The sequence below is a fragment of the Pseudomonas sp. L7 genome, assembly GCF_046605565.1.
GTDB lineage: Bacteria > Pseudomonadota > Gammaproteobacteria > Pseudomonadales > Pseudomonadaceae > Aquipseudomonas > Aquipseudomonas wayambapalatensis.
Genome location: NZ_CP176784.1, coordinates 3,762,404 through 3,781,520, shown reverse-complemented (window position 1 = coordinate 3,781,520; position 19,117 = coordinate 3,762,404). Strand labels below are relative to the sequence as shown.

Sequence of the window (19,117 nt, the reverse complement as noted above, 5' to 3'; positions counted from 1 at the left end):
GCGACCGCCATCGCGGGGCAAGCCCGCTCCCACGGGGTCGGAACTGATGTGGCCTTTCATTCTTGGTGCTCGGCGCCCTGCAGGGCTTCATCGCCCAACTCCAGGGGCACGCCGTGCTCGACCTTCTCTTCCTCGAACAACCGCCACACCTGGCCCTTCTCGTTGCCGAGCAGCTCGACGAAGCGCCGGCCCTCGACCTTGTCTTCGAGCTGACCGACATAGCGCCCGGCCTCGGCACGGGCGAGCTGGACCTTGCGGTCCTTGTCCGGCTGGGTCGGCGAGATCAGGTTCAGCTCCAGGGTCTGCGGATCGCTGTTGCCGGTCAGGCGCAATGCCACCTCGCCGGTCAGCTCGTCCAGGTGCACGCTGGCCTTGAGATTCAGCGTCTGGGCCAGCAGTTCGCGGTCCAGCGAGCGGTTGATGCCTTTGCCAGCCTCGTAGTAGTTGTCGTTGACCAGGTTGTCCGGGTTGCGCACGGCGATGCTCACCATGGTCAGGCTCAGGCACACCGAGGTGGTGAGGATGCCGATGATGATCCAGGGCCAGAGGTGCTTGTACCAGGGGCTGTTGGCGGTGGCGGCAGTCATTGTCGAACGTCTCTCTCAGCGGATCTGTGGGCCGATGAAGCGGCTCTTGGCTTCAACCTGTGTGCCGTTGTCGTCGGCATCCTTAAGGATGAAGGTGATGTCGTTGGTGCTCGAGGGCAATTTCTCGGGTGCGACCGACAGCTGGACCGGCAGGCTGACGATATCGCCGGCGGCCACGCGGATCTCGCGTTGCCCGGACAGTTGCAAGCCAGGCAGGCCGGCGGCGTCGAGCACGTAGACGTGGTCGCGCTGGTCCTTGTTCATCACCTTGAGGCTGTAGACGTTCTCGATCCAGCCCTGGGCGTTCTCGCGGTACAGCACGCGGTCCTTGCTGACGTCGAAGCCCACCAGCGAACGGGTGGCGAAGGCAGTGGCCAGGGCGCCGATCATCACCAGCAGCACCAGGGCGTAGCCAATCAGGCGCGGGCGCAGCATGTGGGTCTTCTGCCCGGAAAGGTTGTGTTCGGTGGTGTAGCTGATCAGCCCGCGCGGGTAGTCCATCTTGTCCATGATGCCGTCGCAGGCGTCGATGCACGCGGCGCAGCCGATACATTCGATCTGCAGGCCGTCGCGGATATCGATGCCGGTAGGGCAGACCTGCACACACATCGTGCAGTCGATGCAGTCGCCCAGGCCCTGGGCCTTGTAGTCGACGCCTTTCTTGCGCGGACCACGGGCTTCGCCGCGGCGTGGGTCGTAGGAGACGATCAGCGTGTCCTTGTCGAACATCACGCTCTGGAAGCGTGCATAGGGGCACATGTACACGCACACCTGTTCGCGCAGCCAGCCGGCGTTGCCATAGGTGGCGAGGGTGAAGAAGCCGACCCAGAAATAGGCCCAGCCATCTGCCTGGCCGGTGAAGAACTCGATGACCAGTTCGCGGATCGGCGAAAAGTAGCCCACGAAGGTCAGGCCGGTGACGAAGCCGATCAGCAGCCACAGGCTGTGCTTGGCCAGCTTGCGCAGGAACTTGTTGCCGCTCATGGGGGCCTTGTCCAGCTTCATGCGCTGGTTGCGGTCGCCCTCGGTGACTTTTTCGCACCACATGAAGATCCAGGTCCACACGCTCTGCGGGCAGGTATAGCCGCACCAGACGCGGCCGGCGTACACGGTGATGAAGAACAGGCCGAAAGCGGCGACGATGAGGATGCCCGACAGCAGGATGAAGTCCTGCGGCCAGATGGTGGCGCCAAAGATGTAGAACTTGCGTTCGGGCAGATTCCACCAGACGGCCTGGTGCCCGCCCCAGTTCAGCCACACGGTGCCGAAGTAGAGCAGGAATAGCAGGGCACCACCGACCATGCGCAACCTGCGGAATACGCCGGTGAAGGCGCGGGTATAGATTTTCTCTCGGGCGGCGTAGAGGTCGACGGAATCCTTTCCTTTATTGGCAGGCGGGGTGACGTCATGTACCGGAATCTGCTTGCTCATCATCAAGTCCCACGGCAGTGGAGAAATGCCAGGGCCAGTGCATGCCGGCCGTGGTCGCGCGCCTGTGTTGGCGCTCTGCGGCCCATGATACGCCTGTGATGGCAGGGTAGGGCTTGGCTGCGACGTTTAGTCGCGTTGGGTGGTCGTTTGAATCGTGTTATGGCGAGTGTCAATTGATCCAGGTCAGCCAGTGGTGCATTTGCCGGCCTCATCGCGGGCAAGCCCGCTCCTACAAGTACCGCACCCGCCTTGTGGGAGCGGGCTTGTCCCGCGATGAGGCCAGCCCAGGCTTACTCAGCCGGTTGAGCCGGCTCCGCCTGCTGCGACAGGCTGTACACATAAGCCGCCAGCAGGTGCACCTTGTCGTTGCCCTGGATTTCAGCCTGCGCTGGCATCTGCCCCTGACGGCCGTAACGAATGGTCTGCTGCAATTGGGCGAAGCTTGAGCCGTAGATGAACGCCTGCGGGTGAGTCAGGTTGGGTGCGCCCATGGCGGGGGTGCCCTTGCCTTCAGGGCCGTGGCAGGCCACGCAGTTGGCGGCAAAGATCTTCTGTCCGTTGGCCGCGTCGGCCTTGATGCCCTCGGGCAGGCTGCGCCCGTCCAGGTTGGTCAGCACGAAGGCGGCGACATCCGCCACGCCCTGCTCGCCGATCACCTCGGCCCAGGCCGGCATCACACCATGACGGCCATTCATGATGGTGGTCTTGATGGTTTCCGGCTCGCCGCCCCAGCGCCAGTCGCTGTCGGTCAGGTTGGGGAAGCCGTAGGCTCCCTTGGCGTCCGAGCCATGGCACACCGAGCAGTTGGAGGCGAACAGGCGTGCGCCCATCTTGAGGGCCTGCGGATCCTTGGCGACGTCTTCCAGCGGCATGGCGGCGAACTTGGCGAAGATCGGCCCGAAGCGGGCATCGGCCTTGGCCATTTCCTTTTCCCATTCGTGCACGCCGGTCCAGCCCGACTGGCCATTGCTGAACTCGGTCTGCTTGTCGTTATCCAGGTAGCTGTAGCCTGGCAGGATGCCTTTCCAGTTGCCCAGGCCCGGGTACAGCGCCAGGTAGCCGAGGGCGAAGACGATGGTGCCGACGAACAGCCAGAACCACCATTTGGGCAGCGGGTTGTCGTACTCCTCGATACCGTCGAACGCATGGCCGACGGTTTCGTCGGTGATCTCTTCGCGCTGGCCCTTGCGGGTCGACAGCAGTAGCCAGGTCAAGGCGAAGATGGTGCCCAGGGTCAGGACGGTGACGTACAGACTCCAGAAGGTTGTCATTGTTGTTTGCTCCCAGAAGCATTCTTTTGCGCGTGCTCGACATGCCGGCTGGCCTCGGGATCATCCGCGAAGGGCAACTGCGTGGCCTCGTCGAAATCCTTCTTGCGCCGCGGGCTGAACACCCACAGCGCCAGGCCCACGAAGGCCACCAGCACGACGACGGTGCCCAGGCCGCGAATCATCCCGATATCCATCAGCGTCACCGTTTGCTCTTGATGAGGGTGCCAAGGCCTTGCAGGTACGCCACCAGGGCGTCCATCTCGGTCTTGCCCTTGACCGCGTCGCGGGCACCGGCGATGTCTTCGTCGGTGTAGGGCGTGCCGAGGGTGCGCAGCACTTCGAGCTTCTTGGCCGTATCCTTGCCATCGAGGTGGTTTTCCACCAGCCACGGGTAGGCGGGCATCTTCGACTCCGGCACCACGTTGCGCGGGTTGTACAGGTGCGCGCGGTGCCAGTCGTCCGAGTAGCGCCCACCGACGCGGGCCAGGTCCGGGCCAGTACGCTTGGAGCCCCAGAGGAAGGGGTGGTCCCACACGCTTTCACCGGCCACCGAATAGTGGCCATAGCGTTCGGTCTCGGCGCGGAACGGGCGGATCATCTGCGAGTGGCAACCTACACAGCCTTCGCGGATGTAGATGTCGCGGCCTTCGACTTCCAGCGCGGTGCGCGGCTTCATGCCTTCGACCGGCTTGTTGGTGACGTCCTGGAAGAACAGCGGGACGATTTGCGTCAGGCCGCCGATGCTCACGGCAATGACCATGAAGAAGGCCAGCAGGCCTATGTTCTTCTCGACTGCTTCATGCTTCATCAGTGCGCTCCCACGACGACGATCTTGGCGGCTTCATCGGCCTGCGCCGGATTGGCAGCGCGTACCGTGCGCAGCACGTTGTAGGCCATCAGCAACATGCCCGAGGCGAAGAACGCACCGCCCAGTGCGCGGACGATATAGCCCGGATGGCTGGCCTGCAGCGCTTCGACGAAGGAGTAGGTGAGGGTGCCGTCATCGTTGATCGCACGCCACATCAGGCCCTGGGTGATGCCGTTGACCCACATTGAGGCGATGTACAGCACGGTGCCGATGGTTGCCAGCCAGAAGTGCGCGTTGATCAGGCCGACGCTGTGCATCTGCTCGCGGCCGTACAGCTTCGGAATCATGTGGTACACCGCGCCGATGGAGATCATCGCCACCCAGCCCAGGGCGCCGGCGTGGACGTGGCCGATGGTCCAGTCGGTGTAGTGCGACAGCGAGTTGACCGTCTTGATCGCCATCATCGGCCCTTCGAAGGTCGACATGCCGTAGAAGGCCAGGGAGACCACCAGGAAGCGCAGGATCGGGTCGGTGCGCAGTTTGTGCCAGGCACCGGAGAGGGTCATCATGCCGTTGATCATGCCGCCCCAGCTCGGGGCCAGGAGGATGATCGACATCACCATGCCCAGCGACTGCGCCCAGTCGGGCAGGGCGGTGTAGTGCAGGTGGTGGGGGCCGGCCCAGATGTACAGGGTGATCAGCGCCCAGAAGTGCACGATCGACAGGCGGTAGGAGTAGATCGGCCGCTCCGCCTGCTTGGGCACGAAGTAGTACATCATCCCCAGGAAGCCGGTGGTGAGGAAGAAGCCCACGGCGTTGTGGCCATACCACCACTGGATCATCGCGTCGGTTGCACCGGCGTAGGCTGAGTACGACTTGAACAGGCTGACCGGCAGCGAGATGTGGTTGACGATGTGCAGCATCGCGGTGACCACGATGAAGGCGCCGTAGAACCAGTTGCCCACGTAGATGTGCTTGGTCTTGCGCTTGACGATGGTGCCGAAGAACACCACGGCATAGGTGACCCAGACGATGGCCAGCAGGATTGCGATGGGCCATTCGAGCTCGGCGTATTCCTTGGTGGTGGTGTAGCCCATCGGCAGGGTGATCAGCGCGCCGAGGATCACCGCCTGCCAGCCCCAGAAGGTGAAGGCGGCCATGCCGTCGGAGATCAGCCGGGTCTGGCAGGTGCGCTGCACCACGTAGTAGCTGGTGCCGAACAGGGCACAGCCGCCGAAGGCGAAGATCACCAGGTTGGTGTGCAGCGGGCGCAGGCGTCCGAAGCTGGTCCAGGGCAGGTCGAAGTTGAGCTGCGGCCACACCAGTTGCGATGCAATGAAGACGCCGAGGCCCATGCCAAGGATCCCCCAGACCACCGTCATGATGGCGAACTGGCGGACGACCTTATAGTTATAAGCAGTCGGACTGATTGCTGTGCTCATGCTAAGGTTCCACGGTTTGGGTGTTCTTGTTGGTGGAAAAATCGGCGCCAGTCTCGATAGCCGCAATGGCTATGGCAACGCAAGGTACCCTGCGCCGACCCGTGTCCATACCCTTCCCACCACCGTCCCGTGGCGTTTCGGGTCGAACGATTGTACACAAATAAATATCTGTAATGTGTACCGTTTTTCACCTTTTTCTGATCGATCGGTCAAGCTTTTTTTCGGATGCCTTTTTGGCGCGCAGCGTCAGGCAATGCGCCGCGTCGATGGCATCGCTGCAACGCGAGGCCACTTTGGCAACAAGCTTAGTTCCGTTCGGAGGGGGTGCAAGGGAGGGGGAGTGGGGTAGGGGCGTTAGAGTCTGCGTAAGCATTGTTGTTTTCGAGCGCGGGTGCGATGGCTGTGGGGGCTTGCTCGCGAACACTCGCGTAGTCGGTGCCATCCATCAAGTAGCCAGCATGGCAGGGCTCGCCCCCACGTACCCGGATAGACCGATTAGCGACAGTAGCGCCCCATTGGGTGCAGTTCCCTTATTCAGGGGCTGTTTTGGCCTTGCGGGGTTTCTGCTCCGGGCGCTTGCCCGGCTTCAGGTGCCAGCGGTCGGCGTTGGCGAGCAGGCGCTGCTGAATGTCAGGCGGGTAGTCACTCAATGTGGTGAGCGGGGGCACCGGTTTACCCGGTAGCCCGGCCTCGCGGATGATCTTCGGCCAGCGTGGACGCCAGCAGAGCATCAGGCTGAGCCAGTGTGAGGTACCGATGATCACGAAGGCAGGCCAGACCAGCAGCAGGGCAACCTTGAAGGGCCACCTGCTATTGCGAAAGAAACGGCCCATGCCTTCGAACTGGGCACTGAAGGCCTGGATGGGCGATGGGAAGCGTGTGCTCAGGCGCGGGCGCGGGACGGAGTCGGGGCCTTCTTCCATGTAGCGGCGGATGAACTCCCATTCGTCCCGCAGTTCGCTGCCGCCTTGGCCTTGTTTGCCTAGCAGGGCCATTTCCATGTGAGGTAGTCCTGTCAAATGAGGGTGCCAAGCCAGAACGAGTCGCATACCCATGCTAAGACGATCATCCTTTGGGTTAGTGGCGGTGCTTCCTGTTGTTTTCCAGGCAAATGTAACAATGCCGCCGCAGTAGCCAGGGCGGTGCAAATGAACTTGCTGAGTTTTACGGTTGAACCGTATTAGTAAGTGGCGGCTTGTCAGCATTTCCAGGCGAGTCAGTCGAAAGCCGTACCGAGCGTAAAAATATCCTGTGCTGCCACCCAGTGCTAGTAGAAACGTAGTCAGTGATAGCGTCAGTACGCTGAAGTCTGGGAGCTGTGTGATGATGAGTGATATGAATCCGAAGGTTATTATTGACCATGCCCAAGCTGCAGGTGCCAACATTCCTAATGTAGCCATGGTTATTAAGCCACGTTTTTCCTCTGATCCGCCGCAGCGCATTTCCATGATGTTGTCGTCGAACTCGAATACCGGCCCGCGGCTGCTCGGATTATCACTGACGGGTCTAAGATGTAAGTCAGATGTAAAATCCTCTTCGTAATTATCTTTGGCAGCTCGCAATTGGGTGCGCGTTTGGATTGATTCCGCCATTTCGCGGTCCGCCGATGACTCGATGTGCATTCTCCAGAACATCCATTCAATTAGGTGCATTACATGACCTCATTGAGCGCTTTGTAGAGTTCTGAAAGTTCATGGGTGCTATCGAAAGGTTTTTTTTGTCTATCCCGTCGGTAGACGCTTTTTTTGCACCATTTCTCCAGTGCATCATCGTCAAAAATAAAAATGATCACTGTAATTGCAATGCCAATCCAGAATGTGCCGAGTACGAGTCTGGCCAATATGAGGCGAGCGGCTTGAGTTCCTAGCCTTGCGGAAAGCGCGCTAAATGAACTGGCTACGCTGCTTAAAAGTGTGTTGGAGGTGGTTCTGGCTAGATGTTGGAACAGCGGTTGGGCAATGGCTATGGCTGTGCCCATCTCAGCTAACGATAAACCCACGACGGCGAAAGCGCGCGTAAGGTATGCAGTAGCTAATATTTGGCTACTGCTTCTGGAAGTATTTGAAGGTTCTATAGACTTAGAGTGCTCAATCCCATCCGCAAAATCCCACCAGGCCAACACCAACCCCCCCATCCCCGCTAACCCTGCCCCCCACAACTTCAACCGCCCCAACGCCACCGTTGCCCCGCCGCCAGTCACGCTTTGTGCGCCATAGCGTGTCATGACCATTTCCAAATAACTAACCCCGATCTCGAACCCGGCAGCCGCCGTGCTCATCGCTGCTGCCAGTAGCTCGGTTTTCAGGCGCATGTCGCTATCTGGTAGCTGTCGCGCCTTGAAGGCCATCAACATCCCCTCGATCAGGGTGATGACCCCGGATACCCGAACCTTGTAGAAGTTACTCTTGTGCGCCTGCATCAGCCCTTCGGCCCAGGCCTGATCGAGGTAGCGGGTGATCTGGCCGGCACTGCGTTGTGGGTTGATGGTCTGGTTGAGCTCCGCTGCTTGCGCGAGGCGCACATTTACGGCGGCTTCGTGCACGGAGGCAAATAGCGTGACTCGCAGCCCTTGGTGCAAGGCGCGGTCCAGATTGTTCGGCGCCGCGGTGCGCAGCACTTGGCGCCCGAGCGCGACATACCAGGCATACAAGCCAACGCTAGCCCTGCCGTTTTGTGCCTGGCGCTGTTCGTACAGTGTGTTCAGTCGGGTAAAGGCGTTGGCCGCTGCATGGGCCTGGCGGGCGAGGGCTTCCGGCAGGTCGAAGGAGGTCTCTGAACCGGATGCGGCCTTGGCGGCGTCGCGCAACTGTGCCAGCTCCTCGCGCAGGGTCTGTTGGTTGAAGGCGATGCTGCGCATGGCCAGGTTGTCTCGCTCGGTGGGGTCGCTGCGCCACCAGTGGTCCAATACCTTGGTGCCGAGCTCGCTGAGTTCCATGCCGACCACGCACTGCCCGGTCTGTTCGGCGAAAGCCAGGCCGTCTGTAGGGTCTGCGTCGTCGTAACGGTCCAGGGCCTGGAGAAAACGCTCGTTGATCACCCAGCGCAGGTGGTCCAATGCGCGTGCCTCGGCGGCGTGCTTGGCCGACTGCGTGACCTTGTGGAAGTGTTCGATCTGAAGGCGCATGGCGGCGCGGTCCACCAGGGGGCCGTACTTCTCATCGAACTGCCGGTTGAATTCGCCCGCTTGCTGGCGGGCGTTTACCCGGGCTCGGGTGTCTCGCTCGAATTTTTCGAGAAGGGGCTTGAGCTGGGCATCGTGGGCATCCGCGTCTTTTCTCGCCTGCTCCGTGAAACCGTGGTACTCCGCAGGCATTACCGGTTGAAGACGCAGGGTTTCTGCCATGACCTCGCGTTTGACAATCTGTTCGGCGCGCATTTCGGGATAGAGCTTTTCGATTTTTAGAAACGACTGCGCCACCAACAGCCGGCGCTCATTGTCGACGCCCGGCTCCACGCTGCGCTGCAGCCAATCGCTGCGCACCTGGTCGACTGCTGCATTGCGCCAGGCGTTGAGTTCCTGGGTGATACCGATAATGTCATCGACCACCATGGCGGCGCCGCGGGGGTTGTTGCGGTTAGGTGACGGGGCGAAGGCCTGGCGCGTGGCCTGCAACGACAGTAGCTGGTCCTGGTTGAACGGCTGCTGCTTCAGCAGCGCCCGCAGTTGAGGGTCTTGTTGAGCCTTGAAGTCGGCGATGCACTCCAACTGGTCGTACTTGAGCACTGACGGTGGTGAGGGTAGCTCCACCGGCTGAACGAGAGTCTCGACGTCGATGCTCGGCAAGCTGTCGCGGTAACCATCCTCGATCAAGCGGTAATTGTCGAGCATGCGTGGTGTCAGCGGGGTGGGGCTGTAGAGTGGGCGCAGCTCCTGCATGCTGTCGAGGTCGTACAGGGTTATCGTCCAGCCAAAACTCTTGATCAGATCATCGAGGGTCGCGCTGGGCAGGACCTCCCAGGGGGCGTCAGCGCTGATCGCGCGCAGCGATCCGTTGGCCAAGACGCGATACTGGCTGTGCCAGTGATAGGCCGGGTCGCCATAGCGCTTGAGCAACAGGTACAGAAACCCTTCGCGCAACGGGCGCAGCGCGTAGCTGGAATGACTGAGAGGTTGTACGTCGGGGTAAGGTGTCAGCGGCGCTGTAAGCGTGGGTAGCCGGCTGCGTTGCGCAGCTTCGCCACCGACTGCTGCGAAGCGTAGCGGCAGCAGTTGGAAGCTGCGCGTGCATGAGGCCACCGGGCTGTTGCTCAGAGCAGGTTTGTACGTGGCATTGACCTGTTTGCAGAGTTCGAGTGTTTCCAGCAGGGTGCTCATCAATTGGCCTCAGCGCGTGGATGCAGGCAGGAGGGTCTGCAGGTTGTCGACAAGCGCGGTCTGTTGCTCACAGGTTGCGCTCAGGGCTTGCTGCCAGGCAGGTGTGTCGGCGAGGTTGTCACCGTTGCACGCGAGCATCAGCACGTAGGTGATCAGGTCCTTGTCCCGCGTCAGACCATGTTCGCGGGCTTGGCGCAGGTAGAGGTCGATGAGGCCGATCTGTGTGCCGGGGCAGGCCCGATCGAATGCCGGAGCGGTGTTTTCCTTGCGCAGCAGTTTGGCCAGGTGATAGCTCAGCGGGTCCCCGGCCAGCGCAGCCCAGCTATCGGCATCGAGGTGTATCGCAGGCACCGCGAGTGATTCTGGCTGATCGGCGCCAGTAAGCGACCTCCAGCTCTGTTCATTTGGATTGAGGGTAGGTTCCGGGAACCACCAGCGGTGAATGGGTGCGAACAGTTGCCTGACGCCGGGCAGGTCTCGGCGGTTGTCCAGCACCTTCAGCACCGTGGCGGTGTGATAGCGAAGCAGGTAGCGATGCCCGTCCGGCCCGGTCGCTACCGCGGCCTGGCTGAGGTGCCTGGCCAGTTGTTCGGGTGCAAGTGCGCTGATGATCCAGCCGCAAACCGCGCGCTCGGCACATTCATCGAGTGCTCCCAGAAAATCGTACTGTGCGGACACGTCGGCACCTGGCCTGGCCGAGAACAGCCAGGGCCCTGCTGCCTGCAGGTTGGCGAACTGTGCCTGTTGCAGCAGCGGCCAGCAGTACGTCGAGACGTGTTCCTGAACCTTGTCGCGCGCAGAGGGGGTGAGGGAGGCTATGTCGATAATGCCGCTGAGCCGATAGCTGTTGGACTTTCGCAGTGTCGTGACGATTGACTGGATGAACGGGCTGAGCATCAGGCACCCTCCATGGGGATCAGGCTGCGGCCCTCGGCGGTCGACTTGAGCGGTGTGCTGGTAGTGCGTGCCCTGGTCGGAGGCGGCTTCTCGCCTTGGCTGAAGCTGCTGACCAGGCCGTGAACGTGGCGTACCGGCCGTTCGCCTTTCCAGAGGGTGAACAGCACGGGCTTGTCGAGCAAGTGACCGAAGTCGACGTCGTTGTCGTGGCTGACCAGTTCCAGCAGCAGTTGGTGAGGTGTGCTGACTGCTTCATTCAGGGTGAATGACACCACCTCGAATTGGGTGTCGCCAAGTATTGGCGAGAAGGTGTAATGAATGTCGGATTGGTACGGCATGGAACTCCCTGTCCGGTGTTGTTCGAAGTGCCATGCAGCGCGCTTGAACCTGTTGAGCTCGGGGAGAGACCGTAAAAGATGAGTCCGGGGAAGTATTGTCAGTAGATTCCTAGATTGATGTAGGAGGCGTCGCTCCAGCAGCTTCTGAAGCGTGGGGACGGTTTGCCCCCGCAATGGCCTTGGCAAACAAGACACATCGCGGGGCAAGCCGCAGCGGCGTGCTGCCGCACCGGTGGGTGTTACTTGGCGGTTACTGTCTCTGGGACCTGGTCGTGCGACAGGCTATACACATAAGCCGCCAGCAGGTGCACCTTGTCGTTGCCCTGGATCTCGGCCTGAGCCGGCATCTGGCCCTGGCGGCCGTAACGAATGGTCTGCTGCAACTGGGCGAAGCTCGAACCGTAGATGAACGCCTGCGGGTGGGTCAGGTCGGGGGCGCCCATGGCGGGGGTGCCTTTGCCTTCCGGCCCATGGCAGGCCACGCAGTTGCTGGCGAAGATTTCCTTGCCCTTGGCCACGTCGGCTTTGATCCCTTCAGGCAAGCTGCGCCCGTCCAGGTTGCTCAGCACGAAGGCGGCCACATCCGCCACGCCCTGCTCGCCGATCACCTCGGCCCAGGCTGGCATCACGCCATGGCGGCCGTTCATGATCGAGGCCTTGATGGTCTCGGGTTCACCGCCCCAGCGCCAGTCCTTGTCAGTCAGGTTGGGGAAACCATAGGCCCCTTTGGCGTCCGAGCCATGGCACACCGAGCAGTTGGAGGCGAACAGGCGGGCGCCCATCTTCAATGCCTGCGGATCCTTGGCCACTTCCTCCACCGGCATGGCGGCGAACTTGGCGAAGATCGGTCCGAAGCGGGCATCGGCCTTGTCCATTTCTTTCTGCCATTCGTTGACCTGGGTCCAGCCGTTCTCGTAGCCGGGCAGGATGCCTTTCCAGTTACCCAGGCCCGGGTAGAGGATCAGGTAGCCCACCGAGAACACCAGGGTGCCGACGAACAGCCAGAACCACCATTTGGGCAGCGGGTTGTCGTATTCCTCGATCCCGTCGAAGCTGTGGCCCATGGTCTGGTCGCTGGTGTCGTGGCTCTGGCCCTTGCGTGTGGCGAGCAGCAACCAGGTCAGGCCGATCAGGCTGCCGATGGTCAGTACGCTGATGTACGTACTCCAGAAGGTGGTCATTGCCCGTTACTCCTCATGGCAGGTTCCTGCCCGGCAGGGGGCAGGCGGTCGTCGTCGAAGGGCAGCAGGCGCGCTTCGGCGAAATCACGGTCGCGGCGGCGGTTGAACACCCAGAGCGACAGGCCGATGAAGGCGATCATCACCACCAGGGTGCCGAGGCCGCGGATCATGCCGATGTCGAATTCCATCGTGTTCACCTCTTGTTCTTGATCGAGGTGCCCAGCACCTGCAGGTAGGCGACCAACGCATCCATCTCGGTCTTGCCCTTGACCGCGTCGCGGGCGCTGGCGATGTCCTCGTCGGTGTAGGGCACGCCGAGGGTGCGCAGTACACGCAGCTTGGTGTCGGTGTGGCTGTTGTCGACCGGTTGTGCGACCAGCCACGGGTAGGCCGGCATCTTCGATTCCGGTACCACGTTGCGCGGGTTGTACAGGTGCGCGCGGTGCCAGTCGTCGGAGTAGCGTCCACCGACGCGGGCCAGGTCCGGGCCGGTGCGCTTGGAACCCCAGAGGAAGGGGTGGTCCCACACGCTTTCACCGGCCACCGAGTAGTGGCCATAGCGTTCGGTCTCGGCGCGGAACGGGCGGATCATCTGCGAGTGGCAGCCCACGCAGCCTTCGCGGATGTAGATGTCACGGCCTTCCAGTTGCAGCGCGGTGTATGGCTTCATGCCCTCGACCGGCTTGTTGGTGACGTCCTGGAAGAACAGCGGGACGATCTGCGTGAGGCCGCCGATGCTGACGGCGAACACCATCAGCAAGGCCAGCAGGCCGACGTTTTTCTCGATGACTTCATGTTTCATCAGGCGTGTCTCCTCAAGCCAGCTGGGCGTTCGCAGGGGCGGCGTCGAGCGCTGGCGAACGCACGGTGCGCCAGGTGTTCCAGGCCATCAGGAACATGCCGCTGAGGAAGATCGCCCCGCCGACGAAGCGCACGATGAAGCCGGGGTGGCTGGCCACCAGGGTTTCGACGAACGAGTAGGTGAGCGTGCCGTCGCTGTTGACCGCGCGCCACATCAGGCCCTGGGCGATGCCGTTGACCCACATCGAGGCGATGTAGAGCACGGTGCCGATGGTCGCCAGCCAGAAGTGCGCGTTGATCAGGCCGATGCTGTGCATCTGCTGCTTGCCGAACACCTTGGGAATGGTGTGGTACAGCGCGCCGATGGAGATCATCGCCACCCAGCCCAGGGCGCCGGCGTGGACGTGGCCGATGGTCCAGTCGGTGTAGTGGGAGAGGGCGTTGACGGTCTTGATCGCCATCATCGGGCCTTCGAAGGTCGACATGCCGTAGAACGCCAGCGACACCACGAGGAAGCGCAGGATCGGGTCGCTGCGCAGTTTGTGCCAGGCACCGGAGAGGGTCATCATGCCGTTGATCATCCCACCCCAGCTCGGTGCGAGCAGGATCAGCGACATGATCATGCCCAGTGACTGGGCCCAGTCGGGCAGGGCGGTGTAGTGCAGGTGATGAGGGCCGGCCCAGATGTACAGGGTGATCAGCGCCCAGAAGTGCACGATGGACAGGCGATAGGAATACACCGGTCGCTCGGCCTGCTTGGGCACGTAGTAGTACATCATCCCCAGGAAGCCTGCGGTCAGGAAGAAACCTACGGCGTTGTGGCCGTACCACCATTGCACCATGGCGTCGGTGGCCCCGGCGTAGACCGAGTACGACTTGGTCAGGCTGACCGGCATCTCCAGGTTGTTGACGATGTGCAGGATCGCCACGGTGAGGATGAAGGCACCGAAGAACCAGTTGCCCACGTAGATGTGCTTGGTGGTGCGCTTCATCAGCGTGCCGAAGAACACGATGGCGTAGCAGACCCAGACGATGGTGATCAGGATGTCGATCGGCCATTCCAGTTCGGCGTATTCCTTGGAGCTGGTGTAGCCCAGTGGCAGGCTGATCGCTGCCAGCAGGATCACCAGTTGCCAGCCCCAGAAGGTGAATGCGGCCAATTTAGGCGCGAAGAGGATGGTCTGGCAGGTGCGCTGCACCGAATAATAGGAGGTGGCGAACAGGGCACAGCCACCGAAGGCGAAGATCACTGCGTTGGTGTGCAGCGGTCGCAGACGGCCGAAGCTGGTCCAGGGGAGGTCGAAGTTGAGGCTCGGCCACACGAGTTGCGCGGCGATGAAGACACCGAGCCCCATGCCGACGATGCCCCACACCACCGTCATGATGGCGAATTGGCGGACCACCTTGTAGTTGTAGGCGGTACTGCTGGTTGTGTTCATGTATGGGTTCCCATCCACGGTTATAGGCAGGCTAAACAGCGAGGCAAGCATGAAAGATGGGCAATGTGCCGGTATTGACGGGGATCAATGGGCCCAAGTGGGAAATGTCCCAGGCTTGCGCGTCGATCCTCCGCAAATCCGGGGCGATCATGGGCGTTCCTGCACACTGATCCTGGCCCACGGCGCGGGGGCGCCGATGGACAGCGCGTTCATGGACGAGATTGCGCAAAGGCTGGCGGGGCTTGGGGTCGGGGTGATCCGCTTCGAATTTCCCTACATGGCCGAGCGCCGCATAAACGGCGGCAAGCGTCCGCCCAATCCGCAGAAGGTGCTGCTCGAGTGCTGGCGCGAGGTGTATGGGCAGGTGCGACCATTGGTCACGGGCACCTTGGCCATTGGCGGCAAGTCGATGGGCGGACGGATGGCCAGTTTGCTGGCCGATGAGTTGGAGGCGGATGCGCTGGTGTGCCTGGGGTATCCGTTCTATGCCGTGGGCAAGCCGGAGAAACCGCGGGTCGAGCATCTGGCCGGGCTGAAGACGCCCACGCTCATCGTCCAGGGCGAGCGGGATGCGCTGGGCAATCGCGAGGCGGTTCAGGGGTATGAACTGTCAACGGCGATCGAGGTGAACTGGCTGGTGGCGGGGGATCATGATCTGAAGCCGCTGAAAGCTTCAGGGTTCAGCCATGAGCAGCATCTGCAGGCGGCGGCTGAGAAGGTGGCGGGGTTTCTGAAGGGTTAGCGCTGGATTCTTCGCGGGCAAGCCCGCGAAGAGCCTGATGCTTAGTCGCGATACTCGCACAGGTAAGCGGTATCGACCTTCACCTGCAGCTGGAACTTGCTGTCGGCCGGCACATTGAACTTGTCGCCTGCGTTGAAGGTTTCCCAGTTGTCGCTGCCCGGCAGCTTGACGATCAGGGCGCCGGACACCACGTGCATGATCTCGCGCTTGGCGGTGCCGAACTCGTATTCGCCCGGGGCCATCACGCCCACGGTGGCCGGACCTTCTTCGCCTGCGAAGGCGATCGACTTGACGGTGCCGTTGAAGTACTCGTTGACCTGGAACATGGGCGACTCCTGAACAGAAGGGCTGAAAAAAGGCTGGCCAGTATGCCCAAGCCCTGCGCGGTCGTCATCTGCTTTCAGGTGAGGCTCAAGGGCAGCAACCGTGCGGTATTGCGTGCATCCTCCAGCGCCCGGTGCTGTTGCCCGACGAACTGCATGCCGGCCAGTTGCAGTGCACCGTTCAGGCCGGTGGGACGCTGCAGGTGACGGGCCTTGGCGAAGCGCTGCTTGAGATTGATGTGCGGCAATTGCGCCAGCAGGCTGTTGACCTGGTGCTGCTGCCATTCCTGCAGCAACTGCTGGCGGTCGTAGTCGCCCCAACTGACCCAGGCCTGCAACTGCGCCCGATGATGGCCCAACCAGCGCTCGAACTGCTCCCAGATCTCGGCGAACGACGCCGCGCTGTCGATACTGGCCTGGCCGATGTGCGTCAGCTCACGGCAGAAGGGTGTCAGTTGCGGACGCCGCCGCGGCTTGACGAAGCGCTGGAAGTGATCGACCTCGCGACCTTCGCGGGTGACCAGGCTTGCGCCGATTTCAATGATTTCCATCTCGGTGACCGGCCAGCCACCGTCGTCGGTGGTGGCTTCCAGGTCGATGACCAGCCAATGGCCCATACCAGGCTCCCTTGCAAGACGCTGTGGTCCGCGGCGTCGGACGAGAGAGCAGGGCCGCGGGCCCCTAGAGCGTAGCCAATCCAGAAACCTTACGGCATCCCCTGGCAGAATGCCGCTATTTTGGCATAACCAGCGGTTGTGCCCTGACAGGAAAACGCCTAGCTTAGGCGCATCAAGGTCCAAACCCGTTATTTGAGTGCCTCACTTGACGCCACCGCCCGCCCTCAAGGCCCTGTCATCCCTGATGATGCTCGCTGCACTGTGGCTGGCCGGGCCGGCCTGTGCCGCCGACGTGGTGGAGGTGCGGATCGGGGCCGCGCATTTCCCGCCTTACACGGTGCGTCCGGAGCAGGGTGCCGATACAGGGTTGCTGCCGCAGTTCGCCGAGGCGCTGAACCAGCTCCAGGCTGGTTACCGTTTCGTTCTGGTGCCAACCTCGATCCCGCGCCGCTTCGGTGATTTCCAGCAAGCGCGCACCGACATGGCGATCTTCGAGAACCCGCAATGGGGTTGGCAGCAGATCCCGCACACGGCGGTCGACATGGGCCTGGAAGATGCCGAGATCTTCGTCGCCCATCGTCAGGCCGGGCGTGACCAGCATTATTTCGATGACCTCAAAGGCAAGCGCCTGGCGTTGTTCAACGGCTATCACTACGCGTTTGCCGATTTCAATCCCGACCCCGAATACCTGAAGAAGACCTTCCGGGCCATCCTCTCCTATTCCCATGACAGCAACCTGTCGATGGTGCAGCGCGAGCGTGCGGACATTGCCCTGGTGACCCGCTCGTACCTGAGTGACTACCTCAAGCGCAACCCGGCCAAGGACAGCGAGCTGCTGGCCTCGGAGCGGGTCGATCAGGTCTACCATCACTACGCACTGCTGCGCCCTGACGCGCCGATCCGCGCCGAAGCCTTCGCCCAGCTGATGCAGCGCCTGCGCGACAGCGGTGAGCTGGCGGCGCTTTTCGGCCCTTATCGGATCACCGTGCAAACGCCGCGCAATTAAATTCCCGGGCGGCGATCACGTTCAGACACTTGAGTGTGATCCCATTTTTCCGTGAGCCATGACCATGCCTTTCGATGCCGCTTCGACGCCGCTTTCCCTTCCGCGATGGCACAGCCTGCAAGGTGACGAGACCGCTTCCCGGTTGAGTCTGACCCTGGAGGGCCGCCCGCTGATCCAGGTGCGCCTGGTGCCCGCCGACCCCGTGCAGGTTCACCTGGAAACCGTCTGCCCGGATCGCGGCGCCCAGGCCCTGTGGGCCGCCTGCTACTGGCTGCTGTCGCGCGATCCCGCCTGCCAGCGCCTGGCCTGGCATTTGCCGAAGACGCCAGCGTGGCTGCCGGCGCTGCTGGCGAGCGGCTTGCTGGTCGCCAGCGAGCAAGCGGACGTATTGATCTGCGAGCGAGCGCTGTTCTGGCAGTTGCCGCAGCCCTGGCTTGGCGAGGTACAGAGCGGTGTCTACCCGCAGCAGATGCAGATCAGCAACGGCAAGCGCCATCCGCGCCGCGCGCCCAAGCCCCGGGGCGAGGTGTATCGCCGTTTCGATGCGCGCCTGGGGGCGTGGGTGTCGCTGCGCACCCTGGAAGTCGAGCAGGACCTGGCGCGCTTCAACCGTTGGCAGAACGAGCCGCGGGTCGCGCACTTCTGGCAGGAACAGGGCAGCCTGGAGCAGCACCGCGAATACCTGAGCAAGCTGGATGCAGACCCGCACACCCTGACGCTCATCGGCTGTTTCGACGATGAGCCGTTCGCCTACTTCGAAGCCTATTGGGCCAAGGAAGACCGCATCGCGCCGTTCTATCCGGCCGATGACTACGACCGCGGTATCCACATGCTCGTGGGCGAACAGGCGCACCGTGGCCCGCACAAGGTGGCGAGCTGGATGTCGGCGCTGGTGCACTACCTGTTCCTCGACGACCCGCGCACCCAGCAGGTGGTCGCCGAGCCGCGCGCCGACAACGGCAAGATGATCGGCTACATGCACGATCAGTGCTTCCACTGCGAGAAAGAGTTCGATTTCCCGCACAAGCGGGCGGCGTTGATGATCCTGGGGCGTGAGCGATTCTTCGATCGCTGCGCGCTGGTCTAGCGGCACGCAGGGCGTGGGCCGCTGGGCGGCCCGGCCACGCTGGGCAGGTGCTGTGCGCTGTACCTGTGAGGCGGTCAGCCCTCGGCCTGGCGGCTGTTCTTGCGGCAGTGGATCAGCGCGTCGCGGATCATGAAGTTGACCAGCGTCGGCGAGACCCCGAGCTCCTTGGCGATGTCTTTTTGCGGCACGCCGTGCAGGCGGTACATCTCGAACGCGTAGCGCGTGCGCTGGGGCAGCTCGTTGAGCGCTTCGGCGATGTGTTCGAGGGTCGCAAGGTTGATGTGGGTGGATTCTGGCGAGGCATTCTGGATCACCACATTCATGCCTTCTTCCTCGCTACCCGAGTACTTCAGCTCCATCGCCTGCTTGCGGTAGTGATCGATGGCCAGGTTGCGCACGATCTGGAACAGATAGCTGAGCTGGGCCTTGAACGAGGACGTGATCTGCGGCGCGGAACCGAGCCGGAAGAAGGCATCCTGCACCACATCCTCGGCGCGCGACCGACAGCCCGTGATACGGGCGGCAATCTTGACGAGGATGCTGCGATTGTCGACGAACGCCTGGAGTAATGGTGAATCGCACTTACTTGTGGATAGTTGTTCCGCCATGGAAATCACCTTGTCTCTGTGGGGAAAGGGAGCACACCGTTTGGCGATGCTTCCTACGACGTGCGACAAACTATTCATAATGATAATGATTGTCAAATACAGAAGTAAGTGAGTCTCTATTCGATTGCGGTCTAAGCTCCACCCCCTCCATGACCACTGTGTGAACGTCGTCCGCAGGCCAGCGACGTTTCTAATTATTTCTCCGGCCCATCCGTTCCCCTGTG

Annotated in this window: 19 protein-coding genes and 1 pseudogene; 3 read left to right on the top strand and 17 right to left on the bottom strand. The window is 62.0% G+C overall.

Annotation, left to right across the window (positions count from 1 at the left end; genetic code table 11):
* Positions 1 to 56: 56 nt before the first annotated feature.
* The 14 genes and pseudogenes from ACK3BK_RS17365 to ccoN (ACK3BK_RS17300) form a co-directional block, all read right to left on the bottom strand.
* The gene (locus tag ACK3BK_RS17365) at positions 57 to 587 is read right to left on the bottom strand and encodes a FixH family protein (protein ID WP_186666353.1); all 531 of its coding nucleotides are present in this window, start codon (positions 585 to 587) and stop codon (positions 57 to 59) included.
* Positions 588 to 602: 15 nt separating this feature from the next.
* Complete coding sequence (gene ccoG / locus ACK3BK_RS17360) at positions 603 to 2,018, bottom strand: cytochrome c oxidase accessory protein CcoG (protein ID WP_065862014.1); 1,416 nt, start codon at positions 2,016 to 2,018, stop codon at positions 603 to 605.
* A gap of 290 nt (positions 2,019 to 2,308) precedes the next feature.
* Entirely contained in the window at positions 2,309 to 3,289 is a 981-nt protein-coding gene (gene ccoP / locus ACK3BK_RS17355; protein ID WP_186666351.1) for a cytochrome-c oxidase, cbb3-type subunit III, read from the bottom strand.
* The gene (locus ACK3BK_RS17350; protein WP_054894780.1) at positions 3,286 to 3,483 is read right to left on the bottom strand and encodes a CcoQ/FixQ family Cbb3-type cytochrome c oxidase assembly chaperone; all 198 of its coding nucleotides are present in this window, start codon (positions 3,481 to 3,483) and stop codon (positions 3,286 to 3,288) included. Before ACK3BK_RS17350 ends, ccoP (ACK3BK_RS17355) begins: the two co-directional genes overlap by 4 nt.
* Positions 3,484 to 3,488: 5 nt before the next feature.
* Positions 3,489 to 4,097, bottom strand: coding sequence for a cytochrome-c oxidase, cbb3-type subunit II (ccoO, locus tag ACK3BK_RS17345; RefSeq protein ID WP_054894766.1), 609 nt, complete (start codon positions 4,095 to 4,097; stop codon positions 3,489 to 3,491).
* The gene (gene ccoN / locus ACK3BK_RS17340) at positions 4,097 to 5,539 is read right to left on the bottom strand and encodes a cytochrome-c oxidase, cbb3-type subunit I (RefSeq protein WP_054894767.1); all 1,443 of its coding nucleotides are present in this window, start codon (positions 5,537 to 5,539) and stop codon (positions 4,097 to 4,099) included. Before ccoN (ACK3BK_RS17340) ends, ccoO (ACK3BK_RS17345) begins: the two co-directional genes overlap by 1 nt.
* Before the next feature lie 530 nt (positions 5,540 to 6,069).
* Positions 6,070 to 7,191, bottom strand: a complete 1,122-nt coding sequence (locus ACK3BK_RS17335) for a DUF6708 domain-containing protein (RefSeq protein ID WP_186666350.1) — start codon at positions 7,189 to 7,191, stop codon at positions 6,070 to 6,072.
* A complete protein-coding gene (locus ACK3BK_RS17330) occupies positions 7,191 to 9,854 on the bottom strand; it encodes a T6SS effector BTH_I2691 family protein (RefSeq protein ID WP_411382967.1) in 2,664 nt (887 codons plus the stop codon). The genes ACK3BK_RS17335 and ACK3BK_RS17330 overlap by 1 nt, the downstream gene beginning before the upstream one ends.
* Before the next feature lie 9 nt (positions 9,855 to 9,863).
* Positions 9,864 to 10,751, bottom strand: a complete 888-nt coding sequence (locus ACK3BK_RS17325; protein WP_411382966.1) for a DUF4123 domain-containing protein — start codon at positions 10,749 to 10,751, stop codon at positions 9,864 to 9,866.
* An 89-nt stretch (positions 10,752 to 10,840) separates the two neighbouring features.
* Positions 10,841 to 11,089: pseudogene (locus ACK3BK_RS17320) on the bottom strand (contractile injection system protein, VgrG/Pvc8 family); the annotation flags it as partial.
* A gap of 239 nt (positions 11,090 to 11,328) precedes the next feature.
* Entirely contained in the window at positions 11,329 to 12,270 is a 942-nt protein-coding gene (ccoP, locus tag ACK3BK_RS17315) for a cytochrome-c oxidase, cbb3-type subunit III (protein WP_411382965.1), read from the bottom strand.
* Positions 12,267 to 12,458: a cbb3-type cytochrome oxidase subunit 3 gene (locus ACK3BK_RS17310; protein ID WP_054894769.1), complete on the bottom strand. Its 192-nt coding sequence runs from the start codon at positions 12,456 to 12,458 to the stop codon at positions 12,267 to 12,269. Before ACK3BK_RS17310 ends, ccoP (ACK3BK_RS17315) begins: the two co-directional genes overlap by 4 nt.
* Positions 12,459 to 12,463: 5 nt before the next feature.
* Positions 12,464 to 13,072 (bottom strand): cytochrome-c oxidase, cbb3-type subunit II, encoded by a 609-nt coding sequence (gene ccoO / locus ACK3BK_RS17305; protein ID WP_186666343.1) that lies wholly within the window; start codon positions 13,070 to 13,072, stop codon positions 12,464 to 12,466.
* A 13-nt stretch (positions 13,073 to 13,085) separates the two neighbouring features.
* Positions 13,086 to 14,510 (bottom strand): cytochrome-c oxidase, cbb3-type subunit I, encoded by a 1,425-nt coding sequence (gene ccoN, locus ACK3BK_RS17300; RefSeq protein ID WP_054894771.1) that lies wholly within the window; start codon positions 14,508 to 14,510, stop codon positions 13,086 to 13,088.
* A gap of 49 nt (positions 14,511 to 14,559) precedes the next feature.
* On the opposite strand from ccoN (ACK3BK_RS17300), the gene ACK3BK_RS17295 reads away from it, so the two are divergent.
* A complete protein-coding gene (locus ACK3BK_RS17295; RefSeq protein ID WP_411382964.1) occupies positions 14,560 to 15,252 on the top strand; it encodes an alpha/beta family hydrolase in 693 nt (230 codons plus the stop codon).
* Positions 15,253 to 15,293: 41 nt separating this feature from the next.
* On the opposite strand, the gene ACK3BK_RS17290 is transcribed toward ACK3BK_RS17295, so the two are convergent.
* Both ACK3BK_RS17290 and ACK3BK_RS17285 read right to left on the bottom strand, forming a co-directional pair.
* Positions 15,294 to 15,578 (bottom strand): pyrimidine/purine nucleoside phosphorylase, encoded by a 285-nt coding sequence (locus ACK3BK_RS17290; protein ID WP_054894773.1) that lies wholly within the window; start codon positions 15,576 to 15,578, stop codon positions 15,294 to 15,296.
* Positions 15,579 to 15,652: 74 nt separating this feature from the next.
* The gene (locus tag ACK3BK_RS17285) at positions 15,653 to 16,192 is read right to left on the bottom strand and encodes an exonuclease domain-containing protein (RefSeq protein WP_186666339.1); all 540 of its coding nucleotides are present in this window, start codon (positions 16,190 to 16,192) and stop codon (positions 15,653 to 15,655) included.
* Positions 16,193 to 16,397: 205 nt separating this feature from the next.
* On the opposite strand from ACK3BK_RS17285, the gene ACK3BK_RS17280 reads away from it, so the two are divergent.
* Positions 16,398 to 17,198: a substrate-binding periplasmic protein gene (locus tag ACK3BK_RS17280; protein WP_411382963.1), complete on the top strand. Its 801-nt coding sequence runs from the start codon at positions 16,398 to 16,400 to the stop codon at positions 17,196 to 17,198.
* Between the two features lie 64 nt (positions 17,199 to 17,262).
* On the top strand, positions 17,263 to 18,285 hold the full coding sequence (locus tag ACK3BK_RS17275) for a GNAT family N-acetyltransferase (RefSeq protein ID WP_411382962.1): 1,023 nt from the start codon (positions 17,263 to 17,265) through the stop codon (positions 18,283 to 18,285).
* A 74-nt stretch (positions 18,286 to 18,359) separates the two neighbouring features.
* On the opposite strand, the gene ACK3BK_RS17270 is transcribed toward ACK3BK_RS17275, so the two are convergent.
* Positions 18,360 to 18,893 carry an RNA polymerase factor sigma-70 gene (locus tag ACK3BK_RS17270; RefSeq protein ID WP_186666333.1) on the bottom strand — a complete coding sequence of 178 codons (534 nt, stop codon included), beginning with the start codon at positions 18,891 to 18,893 and terminating at the stop codon, positions 18,360 to 18,362.
* Positions 18,894 to 19,117 lie beyond the last annotated feature (224 nt).

Coding starts and splice junctions, on each gene's coding strand:
- ACK3BK_RS17365 (WP_186666353.1), bottom strand. CDS start 587: ATGACTGCCGCCACCGCCAACAGCCCCTGGTACAAGCACCTCTGGCCC.
- ccoG (WP_065862014.1), bottom strand. CDS start 2,018: ATGAGCAAGCAGATTCCGGTACATGACGTCACCCCGCCTGCCAATAAA.
- ccoP (WP_186666351.1), bottom strand. CDS start 3,289: ATGACAACCTTCTGGAGTCTGTACGTCACCGTCCTGACCCTGGGCACC.
- ACK3BK_RS17350 (WP_054894780.1), bottom strand. CDS start 3,483: ATGGATATCGGGATGATTCGCGGCCTGGGCACCGTCGTCGTGCTGGTG.
- ccoO (WP_054894766.1), bottom strand. CDS start 4,097: ATGAAGCATGAAGCAGTCGAGAAGAACATAGGCCTGCTGGCCTTCTTC.
- ccoN (WP_054894767.1), bottom strand. CDS start 5,539: ATGAGCACAGCAATCAGTCCGACTGCTTATAACTATAAGGTCGTCCGC.
- ACK3BK_RS17335 (WP_186666350.1), bottom strand. CDS start 7,191: ATGCACCTAATTGAATGGATGTTCTGGAGAATGCACATCGAGTCATCG.
- ACK3BK_RS17330 (WP_411382967.1), bottom strand. CDS start 9,854: ATGAGCACCCTGCTGGAAACACTCGAACTCTGCAAACAGGTCAATGCC.
- ACK3BK_RS17325 (WP_411382966.1), bottom strand. CDS start 10,751: ATGCTCAGCCCGTTCATCCAGTCAATCGTCACGACACTGCGAAAGTCC.
- ccoP (WP_411382965.1), bottom strand. CDS start 12,270: ATGACCACCTTCTGGAGTACGTACATCAGCGTACTGACCATCGGCAGC.
- ACK3BK_RS17310 (WP_054894769.1), bottom strand. CDS start 12,458: ATGGAATTCGACATCGGCATGATCCGCGGCCTCGGCACCCTGGTGGTG.
- ccoO (WP_186666343.1), bottom strand. CDS start 13,072: ATGAAACATGAAGTCATCGAGAAAAACGTCGGCCTGCTGGCCTTGCTG.
- ccoN (WP_054894771.1), bottom strand. CDS start 14,510: ATGAACACAACCAGCAGTACCGCCTACAACTACAAGGTGGTCCGCCAA.
- ACK3BK_RS17295 (WP_411382964.1), top strand. CDS start 14,560: ATGAAAGATGGGCAATGTGCCGGTATTGACGGGGATCAATGGGCCCAA.
- ACK3BK_RS17290 (WP_054894773.1), bottom strand. CDS start 15,578: ATGTTCCAGGTCAACGAGTACTTCAACGGCACCGTCAAGTCGATCGCC.
- ACK3BK_RS17285 (WP_186666339.1), bottom strand. CDS start 16,192: ATGGGCCATTGGCTGGTCATCGACCTGGAAGCCACCACCGACGACGGT.
- ACK3BK_RS17275 (WP_411382962.1), top strand. CDS start 17,263: ATGCCTTTCGATGCCGCTTCGACGCCGCTTTCCCTTCCGCGATGGCAC.
- ACK3BK_RS17270 (WP_186666333.1), bottom strand. CDS start 18,893: ATGGCGGAACAACTATCCACAAGTAAGTGCGATTCACCATTACTCCAG.